10 protein-coding genes and 1 riboswitch are annotated in these 10,209 nt (G+C 50.5%); of the genes, 7 read left to right on the top strand and 3 right to left on the bottom strand.

Annotation, left to right across the window (positions count from 1 at the left end):
• From BGL48_RS00535 to cysQ, 3 genes are read left to right on the top strand one after another with little or no spacing between them, the layout of a single operon-like run.
• Entirely contained in the window at positions 1-747 is a 747-nt protein-coding gene (locus BGL48_RS00535) for a type II secretion system protein N (RefSeq protein WP_069360812.1), read from the top strand.
• 42 nt (positions 748-789) lie between these two features.
• A complete protein-coding gene (nudE, locus tag BGL48_RS00540) occupies positions 790-1,344 on the top strand; it encodes an ADP compounds hydrolase NudE (RefSeq protein WP_069360813.1) in 555 nt (184 codons plus the stop codon).
• Positions 1,345-1,347: 3 nt separating this feature from the next.
• The gene (gene cysQ, locus BGL48_RS00545) at positions 1,348-2,160 is read left to right on the top strand and encodes a 3'(2'),5'-bisphosphate nucleotidase CysQ (RefSeq protein ID WP_069360814.1); all 813 of its coding nucleotides are present in this window, start codon (positions 1,348-1,350) and stop codon (positions 2,158-2,160) included.
• 41 nt (positions 2,161-2,201) lie between these two features.
• Here cysQ and sthA read toward each other — a convergent pair whose 3' ends face one another.
• Complete coding sequence (sthA, locus tag BGL48_RS00550; protein ID WP_069360815.1) at positions 2,202-3,620, bottom strand: Si-specific NAD(P)(+) transhydrogenase; 1,419 nt, start codon at positions 3,618-3,620, stop codon at positions 2,202-2,204.
• Positions 3,621-3,815: 195 nt separating this feature from the next.
• Between sthA and fabR the strand changes: the two genes are divergently transcribed.
• Positions 3,816-4,451 carry an HTH-type transcriptional repressor FabR gene (gene fabR / locus BGL48_RS00555; protein WP_046074425.1) on the top strand — a complete coding sequence of 212 codons (636 nt, stop codon included), beginning with the start codon at positions 3,816-3,818 and terminating at the stop codon, positions 4,449-4,451.
• Between the two features lie 13 nt (positions 4,452-4,464).
• Positions 4,465-4,848, top strand: coding sequence for a YijD family membrane protein (locus BGL48_RS00560; protein WP_046074424.1), 384 nt, complete (start codon positions 4,465-4,467; stop codon positions 4,846-4,848).
• 85 nt (positions 4,849-4,933) lie between these two features.
• Here the strand turns inward: BGL48_RS00560 and trmA are convergent, their stop codons facing one another.
• The gene (gene trmA / locus BGL48_RS00565; protein ID WP_069360816.1) at positions 4,934-6,034 is read right to left on the bottom strand and encodes a tRNA (uridine(54)-C5)-methyltransferase TrmA; all 1,101 of its coding nucleotides are present in this window, start codon (positions 6,032-6,034) and stop codon (positions 4,934-4,936) included.
• 126 nt (positions 6,035-6,160) lie between these two features.
• A riboswitch (cobalamin riboswitch) is annotated at positions 6,161-6,389 on the top strand.
• Positions 6,390-6,422: 33 nt separating this feature from the next.
• Between trmA and BGL48_RS00570 the strand changes: the two genes are divergently transcribed.
• Together BGL48_RS00570 and murI are read left to right on the top strand one after the other, a co-directional pair.
• Positions 6,423-8,225 (top strand): TonB-dependent receptor domain-containing protein, encoded by a 1,803-nt coding sequence (locus tag BGL48_RS00570; protein WP_069360817.1) that lies wholly within the window; start codon positions 6,423-6,425, stop codon positions 8,223-8,225.
• A gap of 78 nt (positions 8,226-8,303) precedes the next feature.
• Positions 8,304-9,125, top strand: a complete 822-nt coding sequence (gene murI, locus BGL48_RS00575) for a glutamate racemase (RefSeq protein ID WP_069360818.1) — start codon at positions 8,304-8,306, stop codon at positions 9,123-9,125.
• Here murI and BGL48_RS00580 read toward each other — a convergent pair.
• A complete protein-coding gene (locus BGL48_RS00580; RefSeq protein WP_069360819.1) occupies positions 9,079-9,561 on the bottom strand; it encodes an RNA recognition motif domain-containing protein in 483 nt (160 codons plus the stop codon). The genes murI and BGL48_RS00580 overlap by 47 nt on opposite strands.
• Positions 9,562-10,209: the final 648 nt, after the last annotated feature.

Genomic DNA, 10,209 nt, shown 5'->3' on the forward strand with positions numbered 1-10,209 from the left:
ATGGCGAAAAAAGTACTGATAGGAGTAGGATGTCTGTTGGTTTTTGTTGTGAGTGCGATAGTGCACGCCCCAGCAACCCTGCTACGCTTAGCGCCTTTGCCGGCCGAGCTACAGCTTAGCGGTATCCATGGCACTGTCTGGCAGGGCCAAGTCAGGCAAGTTCGTTGGCAAGACCAGGCTGTCGGCCCAGTACAATGGGATCTCCATTGGCATCGGTTATTGACCCGCGCCACACTGGAAACGGCCATCAAGGTTAAAGGCCCGCAAGGTCTCAGCGGAAAAGGCGTGGTGGGCTTTAATGGCACCGAGCTAACGCTTTCTCAAACCTTGCTCTCTGCCCCTGCGCACCTGCTGACTCGTTCGGTGGCCTTGCCGCCGAGTGTGTCGATTGATGGCCGACTGGATGTGATTGTCCGCGAGGCGGTGTTGGCAGAGTCAGGGTGTCAGCAGTTAGCGGGACAGATTCAGTGGCAGCAGGCCGGGCTAACCCTGCCCTCGGGGCGGCTCAATGATATCCCATTGCGTGCTTCTCTCGCCTGTGACGGCCAAGGTGTCGCGGCGCGGGGGCAAGGTGATTCCCCGTCGTTGAGTAATAAGTTTTCATTGTCAATTACACCGTCTGGGCGATACTCTGTGTCAGGATGGCTGAAGCCGGGGCCAGCCTATCCTGAGCCAATGAAAGCACCTCTCTCTTGGTTAGGCGCACCGGATAATCAAGGACGCTATCGCTTTTCTTTTCGCGGCTAACAAGGCCTGATAGGCTTATCAAAAAGGGTGGCAAATCACGATATGACGCAGCGTAAATTTCCTCACATTCAGTCTAAGCAGGTGGTCGCCGCTTCTCGCTTGTTTAAAGTGGAGTCGCTAGAGCTGATTTTTAGCAATGGCGTCGAGCGTACCTATGAGCGGATGAAACCGTCGGGGCGTAATGCCGTGATGATGGTGCCGGTGACCGAATCGGGCGATCTCTTACTGGTACGCGAATATGCCGCAGGGACAGAGCAGTATGAGCTGGGCTTTCCCAAAGGACTGATTGACCCGGGTGAAGCGCCCGAGCAAGCCGCAGTGCGGGAGCTGAAAGAGGAAATCGGCCAAGGTGCCCGTGAGCTAGTGCCACTGAAAGAGGTTGTTCTGGCACCGTCGTACTTTTCCAGCCGTATGACGCTTATGTTGGCACGTGATTTGTATCCAGAAAGCCTTGAAGGGGATGAGCCTGAACCGCTTGAGATCATTCGTTGGCCACTTGCCCAAGCGGAAGAGTTACTCACCCACGGTGATTTCTGTGAAGCGCGCAGTATCACCGCATTAATGATGGCGCTGAAGTACTTACAATCTGAGAGGTGAGGCATGGCACTGCCTGAGTTGTTGCCCGAGGTAATTGAGATTGCTCGCTCTGCGGGTCAGGTTATTTTAGATATTTACCAAGACGGTGATTTTGAAGCGATCACCAAAAGTGACCAAACCCCAGTGACCAGTGCTGATTTAGCGGCACATAAGCTGATCACGGAAAAGCTCACCGCGTTGACGCCAGACATCCCCGTGTTATCGGAAGAAGACTGTGGTGTGCCATTAAGCGACCGTCAGCAATGGCAGCGCTATTGGTTGATTGACCCGCTAGACGGTACCCAAGAGTTCATTGCGGGCAGCGGTGACTTTGCCACTATTATCGCGCTGGTGGAGGACAACCATCCCGTGATGGGCGTGGTGTATGCGCCCGTCTCCGGGGTGACCTATTATGCTTGCCAAGACAAAGGGGCCTGGAAAATAACCCCAGATGGCGAAATGCATCGCATCTCGACAATGAAGCGAGAAGAGACGCTCACATCAATCTCAATCGCTATTAGCCGTCGCCAAGATATTCATGCGGTCACCGAAAAGCTGGCACCTGAAATTAATTATGATTTGGTGCCGTTAGGTTCGGCGGCACTCAAAGCCTGCTTGGTCGCAGAAGGCGCAGTCGATTGTTATTTGCGCTTAGGCCCCACGGGGGAGTGGGACACGGCGGCGACGCAGTGCATTGTCGAGCAAGCGGGTGGACGTATTCTGAGCACCGAGCTGGGGGCCTTGTCTTACAACGAACGGGACTCACTACAGAACCCTAACTTTATTGTGTTGGGGGATGAGTCGCTCGCGTGGTCGTCGATACTGCGGGCATCGTAATGATTGACGGCACCGTCAGGTGCCGTTTTCTTGATTACCGTTCAGAACAAGCGATTTAAGCCATTAAGCGCCGCCACCCGGTAAGCTTCGGCCATGGTCGGATAGTTGAAGGTGGTATTCACAAAATAGTCGATGGTATTCCCTTCGCCTTTTTGCTCAAAAATCGCTTGGCCGATATGAATGATTTCCGAAGCGCGTTCACCAAAGCAGTGAATGCCTAATATCTCGCGGGTGTCGCGGTGGAAAAGGATTTTTAAACTACCGACATCCATCCCAGCAATTTGCGCGCGTGCTAAGTGCTTGAATAGCGATCGGCCAACTTCATACGGGACTTTTTCTGCGGTGAGCTCTTGCTCGGTTTTACCCACTGAACTGATTTCTGGAATGGTATAGATCCCCGTGGGAATGTGTTCAATCAAGCGCACATTGGCGTTGCCCTGGCAAATGGCTTCCGCCACCACACGGCCTTGATCATACGCTGCGCTGGCAAGGCTAGGATAGCCAATCACATCACCGACCGCATAAATATGGCCCACGTCTGTTGCATAGCTTTCGCCATCAACGTCGAGCTGCCCACGCGAGTTAGGCGTCAGGCCGACTGAGGACAAATTGAGTTTATCGGTATTGCCTGCACGGCCATTGGCATACAGCAGGCAATCTGCTTTCATTTTTTTGCCTGACTCCAGATGCACAATCACGCCATCGTCGGTGCCCTCAATGCGCTCATAGGTCTCATCATTGCGGATCATGACACCGCTACTTCCAAAGTGATAAGACAAAGCATCAGAGATTTCATTGTCCAAAAATGACAGCAAGCGGTCACGCGTATTGATTAAATCCACTTTGACCCCGAGCCCGCGGAAGATAGATGCATATTCACTGCCAATCACGCCTGCCCCATAAATCATCACATGGCGCGGATCATGGGCTAACGACAAAATGGAATCACTGTCGTAGATGCGTGGGTGAGAAAAATCCACATCGGCAGGCTGATAAGGGCGAGAGCCGGTGGCAATCACAAAGTGATCGGCGGTGTAAGTATCAGCGCTGCCATCACTATGATGCACGGTTAAGGTATGCGCATCGACAAACTCAGCGTTGCCATGGAGCAGGGTACACTGGTTGCGGTCATAGAACCCTTGGCGCATGCGGGTTTGTTTACCTATCACAGACTCGGCATGGCTGAGTATTTGAGAAAAGGTACTGTGGATACTCTTACTGTTTTGGGTGTAGATAGGGCTTTGATTGAATTCAATGATCCGGCTGACAGTGTGGCGTAGTGCTTTAGACGGGATGGTGCCCCAATGGGTACAACCACCGCCAACGGTGCTTTCTCGCTCAATCACTGCGACTCGCTTACCGGCTTTGGATAAGCCCATAGCGGCCCCTTCTCCGCCGGGGCCGCTGCCTATTACGATAGCGTCAAAATGATCTTGCGGGCGAGGGCTTGACTTGCTCATAGGGATCAGACCTTATTTTCATTATTGCAACATCTGTTTATGACCAGTTTAACGCTTATTATCCGTAAGGTTAACTTTCGCAGCCAAATCTGTGTTCCAATCCGCGCGATAACGATGGGGAGCGCTGCCTGGATTGGCTGATTTAAACGCTAAAATTGCGTATAGTGACACCATGGTGACCATGAGTAGAGTGCGATGGGTATTCGAGCACAACAAAAAGAAAAAACGCGCCGTTCTGTCATTGATGCGGCGTTCAGCCAGCTCAGTGCTGAACGCAGTTTTTCTAGCCTCAGTCTACGCGAAGTGGCGCGCGAGGCGGGAATCGCCCCTACTTCTTTCTATCGTCACTTCAAAGATATGGATGAGCTGGGGTTGACCATGGTCGACGAGGGCGGACTATTGCTCCGACAACTGATGCGTCAGGCGCGTCAGCGGATCGCCGCGGAAGGCAGTGTGGTACGCACCTCGGTAGAAACCTTTATGGAATTTATCGAAAGCAGCCCCAATGTGTTTCGGCTACTTTTGCGCGAGCGATCAGGAACGTCTTCGGCATTCCGTGCTGCCGTGGCTCGAGAAATCCAACATTTTGTTGCTGAGTTGACCGAGTATTTACAATCTCGCACGCAGCTCACCTATGAAGAAGCGTACAATCAGTCGGAAGCATGTGTGATCTTGGTCTTTAATATGGGCGCGGAAGCGCTTGATCTCGATCCTCACGCCCGCGCAGAATTGGCCGAGCGCATGGTGTTACAATTACGCATGATAGCCAAGGGAGCTTACTGGTACCGAAAAGACCGGGAGCGGCGAGCCTTACAGGAAAAACTGTCATAAAACAGGTGAAGACATGGAACACGAGCAAGTGAAATCAGAACGTAAATTTTTGCTGCTGGCACTGGTTACCGGCATTTGTGGAAGTGCAACTCTCGCGACACTGTTCGTCAGTGGTGTGGCATTTTCTATTTTTCCCATTCTCGCGTTTGTACTGGCCGTGCACGCTTGCTACCAACTTCACGAACGCCAGCCGCTGACTGAAGGCACGCCGCTGATTGCGTTTGCCTGCTTCTTAGTGGGAGCATTTGGCTATTCAGCGTTTATCCGTATGCAAATGCCAGAGCTGGGCGGCAACTTCTTCTCGATTTTGGTTGCCATGGCACTGGCGTTCTGGGTCGGCCACAAACTGGGCTTTTTCAGCCGCAAAGCGAAAAACGATACCGCCTCTGACGTCTAATTGCTTCTAAGACAGCCGTTGGCGAAACCCAAAAAAGGCGTCGAGAAGACGCCTTTTTACGTTTATCCGCGCTTGCTTGCCGTGACTATTTGCGCTCTAACCACACCCCGGCTTCGGTATGGTGGGTGAACGGGAATTGATCAAACAGCGCACAGCGACTAATGCGGTGTGTTTGGCTGAGGCGTTCTAGGTTTTCGGCCAAAGTCTCAGGGTTACAGGAGATATATAAAATCCGATCGTAACCTTGCACCATTTTGCAGGTTTCATCATCCATGCCCGCTCGAGGGGGATCGACAAAAATGGTATTGCACTGATAGTCGCTCAGCGTCACCCCTTGATCTTTTAAGCGGCGGAACTCGCGCTCGCCATTGATTGCTTGGGTGAATTCTTCGGCAGACATGCGAATAATCTGCACATTGTCGATATTGTTGGCGGCAATATTGTACTGCGCCGATTGCACTGAGGGTTTCGCCAGCTCGGTGGCGAGGACGCGGCGAAAGTTTTTCGCCAAGGCGAGGGAAAAGTTGCCGTTCCCGCAATACAGCTCCAGCAAATCGCCTTGGCTATCGCGGGTGCAATCAATGGCCCATTCCAGCATTTTTTCCGCCACCGGCCCGTTAGGTTGGGTAAAGCTGTTTTCAATTTGCTGGTAGATCAATGTCTGACCATCGGCATTGAGCTTTTCCAAAACGTAGTCGCGGTCTAGCACTTTCTTTTGCTTGCGCGCACGGCCAATCAGGTTGAGATTAAAACCCTCATCGTTCAAACGTTGTTTAAGCGCTTGCGCGGCGCTGTCCCACTCTTCGTCTAGCTGGCGATGATAGAGTAACGACACCAAGATCTCACCGCTTAAGGTGGAGAGGAAATCAACCTGGAACAGTTTACGTCGCAAGGCGTCGTTGGGCTTGATCGCCTCCATTAATAGCGGCATGAGGTCATTGATCAAGCGGCTCGCGGCAGGAAAGGTATCGACGCGATATTTTTGCTTGGTCGCAGGATCAAACATGATGTAATACAGGTCGTCGCCTTCATGCCATACCCGAAACTCTGCGCGCATCCGATAGTGGGTTTCCGGTGATCGAAAAACTTCTAGCTCAGGTGCGTGAAACGGCGCGAGTTGTGCATTGAGTCGTTGGACTTTCTCAGCAAGCTGTGTGTCGTAGTCAACGGTGTGAGCCTTGGTCATGATGGCTGCCTCAGCGATTGGAAAATGAGCGCAGATTTTAGACAAATCCCCAGCTATGTCCACCCTTGCTCACGATTCTCCCTTATTCAATAAGGTTATCAATGGACAATATCCATCTAGACGGCTACTATTCCTGCGTGGGTCAGTGCTCTGTCTATACCCAATAGGACGGATCACAGGAATGCGGTGAGAGTCCGCAACTGACGCGCAGCGGTGTAAGAGAACGACCCTAACCCGACCCAAGGTCAGACACTGTCGCCAATGCTGATAAATAGTATGCGATGGGAAGTCGTTAGCAGTAGGCGGCGAAAGCCATGCTCTTAAGTCCGAATACAGCCCACAGACGCAGCACGTCGCTGCACATTCTCGCGATAGGAAGGAACAACCAATGAACAAACAGATAGTGGCGAGCCTGGTGGCAGCGTCATTTTTCCCTGTGAGCACGTGGGCCGAGCCAAACACCGAAACGGTGGTGGTGACCGCCAGTCGGTTTGCGCAGTCCGATGCCTCAGTGTTGCAATCGGCAACCATTTTGACGCGTCAAGACATTGCGCGCTTGCAGGCTCGAAGCCTTGTCGATGTATTGCGTACGGTGCCGAGCATCGAGATTGCGCAAAGCGGAGGCCGTGGCCAACTTGCCTCTATTTTTATGCGCGGCACAGAATCAGACCACTCTTTAGTCTTGATTGATGGGGTGCGTATGGCCTCGTCTATCACAGGCTCGGTGGATTTTAATCAGATCCCAGTAAACAGTATCGAGCGTATTGAGATTATTCGCGGCGCACGCGCCACACTGTATGGGTCGAGTGCGATTGGTGGTGTGATCAATATCATCACCAAAACCGATAAAGAGCGAGCCAATGTTTCCGCGACCGTAGGCAGTTTGGATCATCATGCTGTTAGTGGCGCATGGGCAACAAAATTGGGCGATAAGGGTCACTTCTCTGGCATAGCTGGGTATGAGTCGAATGATGGATACAATGTTCATCCAACGACAAGTAACTTGGGTGATCAGCATGGTTTTACCGGCCGCAATGCACAACTTGGCTACAGTCATCGTTGGAATGCATCTTGGTCGGCCGATATCACCGGGCGTTGGTATCAGAATGAATACGATTACAATGACAACGAATCTAACCAAATAAAGCACAGTTGGTTAGAAAGCCAAGCACTGGCTGGCAATCTGAATTATCGTTCAGGACACTGGAGTGCAACCTTGAGCGGGGAATTTTCTCAGCGAAATAAGTATGACTATTTCCCTGGTACCGTGCGCAAGGAGAATAAAACCTCTGATGTGGAGCAAGTCTCTACCTCATTGGGACTTCAGTATCAGGCCACGGAGGATTGGCTGCTTGGTGGCGGTGTGGATTATCGACAAGATACCTACAATAAAGGGGGGGTAGATATTGATGAAATTGCTATTAACCCGCGCGATAACCTGGGCACTTACCTTTTAACGCAATTTAGCCCAGTAGAGCCACTATCTATTGAAGCAAGCGTGCGCTTGGATGATAACCAACAATACGGCCAGCATACGACGTGGCAGACAAGCGCGGGCCTTGCGATAACGGAAGGGTATCAATTGGTCGCCAGTTATAGCACCGCCTTCAAAGCACCGCTTTTTACTGAGCTTTATGGTCAGTATGGAGATGAAAATTTAAATCCAGATGAATCTGCAAATACCGAGCTTGCTCTGCATGGCTTAACCGCAGACATTGATTGGTCACTTACCGGCTATATTAACCATATCGACAATATGATTGATTACGATATGACGACGAGTAAATATCGCAATGTCGAAGAGGTGACGATTAAGGGGATTGAGCTCATTGCGAGCTTTGATGTGGCATCACTCCATAACCAGCTCTCATTGGAGTATAAAGATCCCCAAAAGGATAACACCGGTGAGCAGCTCGAACGTCGCGCCAAACGGGTGGCGAAATGGGATACATCGTACCAATGGGAACGCGTATTGCTGGGCACACAGTGGCAATATCAAAGCGAGCGAACTGATTGGAATGACCGCTTAGGTAGTTATAGTCTTTGGGTGGTCACTGCATCCTATCAGGCGACCGATAATCTGACCGTAAAAGGTAAAGTCGATAATGTATTTGATAAAGACTACGAAACCGCGGGTGGTTATCCGTCAGCTGAACGCGGCTATTTTATGACGTTAGATTATCAGTACTAGTGCCTGTTTCACGGCGAAACTAGCTTTAATCACGCCTTTATCGTTATGATAAGGGCGTTTTTATTGTATGGGTGACTCATGGCGCAGCCTAACATTCTGATCTTTGACTCTGGTGTGGGTGGTTTATCGATTTATCAGTCAGTGCGAGAGCAGCTACCTGACGCTAACTACACCTATTTGTTCGATAACGAAGCTTTTCCATATGGTGAGTTAGAGGACACGCGCTTGGTCACACGGGTGGCGACTCAAGTGCGCGCTGTGTGTGCGCATCATGATATTGATATCGTGGTCATTGCATGCAATACAGCATCGACGTTGGTATTACCGACGCTCCGTCAGCAGTTAGCGCTTCCGGTCGTGGGGGTTGTGCCTGCGATCAAGCCTGCAGCAGCGATCAGTCAGAAAAAAATCATTGGCTTGCTCGCTACGCCAGCCACCGTCTCCCGCCCTTATACCGAACAACTGGTGGCGGACTTTGCCAAAGATTGCCAGGTAGTCTCAGTCGGTACCACGGCGCTTGTGCACATGGCAGAACGCAAACTCCGGGGTGAGGCGGTGAATCAGCAAGATCTCGCGGCTATATTGCGACCGTTTAAAGGAACCGTCGATACCCTCGTACTGGGTTGCACTCACTTTCCTTTACTGCGTGATGAAATCCAATCAGTAGTGGGTGACTCAGTCGGTTTAATTGATTCGGGAGATGCGATTGCGCGTCGCGTGGTTTCGCTGGTCAGTCTACATAGCGACGCAAGGGCTACCGTTGCGACGTCAAAGCATTATGCTTATGCGACGGCAACCCCTATTAAAGCCGATGCTTTAGCGGACTTTATCCGATCGATAGGTTTTACAGATGTCAGCTATTCGCCTGCTTTTTTGGCTCATTCGCTTCACGGACTTTAAGTGTCCGCTCGCCATAAACATTGTTATTGAGTGCGTTGATAGCGTCGTCGGCATGCCCGGCGGCCATCACCACAAAACCAAATCCTCGTCGCTTGCCGGTTCGCTTGTCTTTCATAAGACGAACGGCAAACACTTCTCCATGTTCGCTAAACAGCGTGCGCACATCATTTTCATTCGCACGATAAGGTAAGTTTCCGACGTATAGCGTTTTGCTTTGCGGAGACTCTTCTTCTTTTTCGCTTGATGGCGTTGATGTCGATGGCCTTTGCTCTGGCTGAATAAAATTGGGTAAAGGAAGATATAGGCAAGCTAGACCACTAAGTATTGCACCCACTGCAAACGAAAAAGCGGGTGAGTTGACGTCCATGAGGCTGACGATAATCGCGCCAAGGACAGCGATGCAGATGACTAAAGCAAAATTAACTGGTGATTTCATAAGCGTCATTAAATAGAACAATTAAAGTGATGACATGACAACAGTCCGGCAATGCATGTCGTGAAAAAGACCAAGAAAACAAGCCAGCGTTACCTTGCGGTAAAGGTCTCGTATCAATAATGTTTCAAAACGCTGGTTATTCATCATTTTAGGTGGATTATTGCTCAGTCGAAATAAAAAACGTAAAAATCCCTTGTCAGTGTGATCCGCGTCGCTATACTACGCCCCATATCGACACGGCACGCAGGGCAAGCGTTCAGCGAGCATGTCGAGGCAAAAAATCGAATAAAAATAAACGCTTGACGTGAGTTTTTAAAAGATTAGGATAGCCGTCCACTTAACGCTAAGCGTTAGGGGAGTCAAAAAGAGGTTTTGTTTCACCCGGTTGGGTTGAAAATAAAAGATAAAATTTCTTCTTGACTTTAACGGTAAGGCGCGTAAGATACGCAGCCCTGACCAAGTGAAGCGCCGCTTCGCACAGTCAACGCTCTTTAACAATTTGACCTATGCAATCTGTGTGGGCACTCGTTAAGAATAGACAAAAAGATTTATTCGATGAACTGAGTGACCAAACGACAACTTTTAACGTATTTCGGCACAGACATTTCGTTTATCACGTAAAACAAACAAAACAACATATTACACAAA

Source organism: Salinivibrio sp. SS3 (assembly GCF_001722105.1).
Taxonomy (GTDB): Bacteria; Pseudomonadota; Gammaproteobacteria; order Enterobacterales; family Vibrionaceae; genus Salinivibrio; species Salinivibrio kushneri.

What these genes read in the sequence shown, in the direction of transcription:
- BGL48_RS00535 (WP_069360812.1), top strand. Translation starts at nt 1, where the DNA reads ATGGCGAAAAAAGTACTGATAGGAGTAGGATGTCTGTTGGTTTTTGTT.
- nudE (WP_069360813.1), top strand. Translation starts at nt 790, where the DNA reads ATGACGCAGCGTAAATTTCCTCACATTCAGTCTAAGCAGGTGGTCGCC.
- cysQ (WP_069360814.1), top strand. Translation starts at nt 1,348, where the DNA reads ATGGCACTGCCTGAGTTGTTGCCCGAGGTAATTGAGATTGCTCGCTCT.
- sthA (WP_069360815.1), bottom strand. Translation starts at nt 3,620, where the DNA reads ATGAGCAAGTCAAGCCCTCGCCCGCAAGATCATTTTGACGCTATCGTA.
- fabR (WP_046074425.1), top strand. Translation starts at nt 3,816, where the DNA reads ATGGGTATTCGAGCACAACAAAAAGAAAAAACGCGCCGTTCTGTCATT.
- BGL48_RS00560 (WP_046074424.1), top strand. Translation starts at nt 4,465, where the DNA reads ATGGAACACGAGCAAGTGAAATCAGAACGTAAATTTTTGCTGCTGGCA.
- trmA (WP_069360816.1), bottom strand. Translation starts at nt 6,034, where the DNA reads ATGACCAAGGCTCACACCGTTGACTACGACACACAGCTTGCTGAGAAA.
- BGL48_RS00570 (WP_069360817.1), top strand. Translation starts at nt 6,423, where the DNA reads ATGAACAAACAGATAGTGGCGAGCCTGGTGGCAGCGTCATTTTTCCCT.
- murI (WP_069360818.1), top strand. Translation starts at nt 8,304, where the DNA reads ATGGCGCAGCCTAACATTCTGATCTTTGACTCTGGTGTGGGTGGTTTA.
- BGL48_RS00580 (WP_069360819.1), bottom strand. Translation starts at nt 9,561, where the DNA reads ATGAAATCACCAGTTAATTTTGCTTTAGTCATCTGCATCGCTGTCCTT.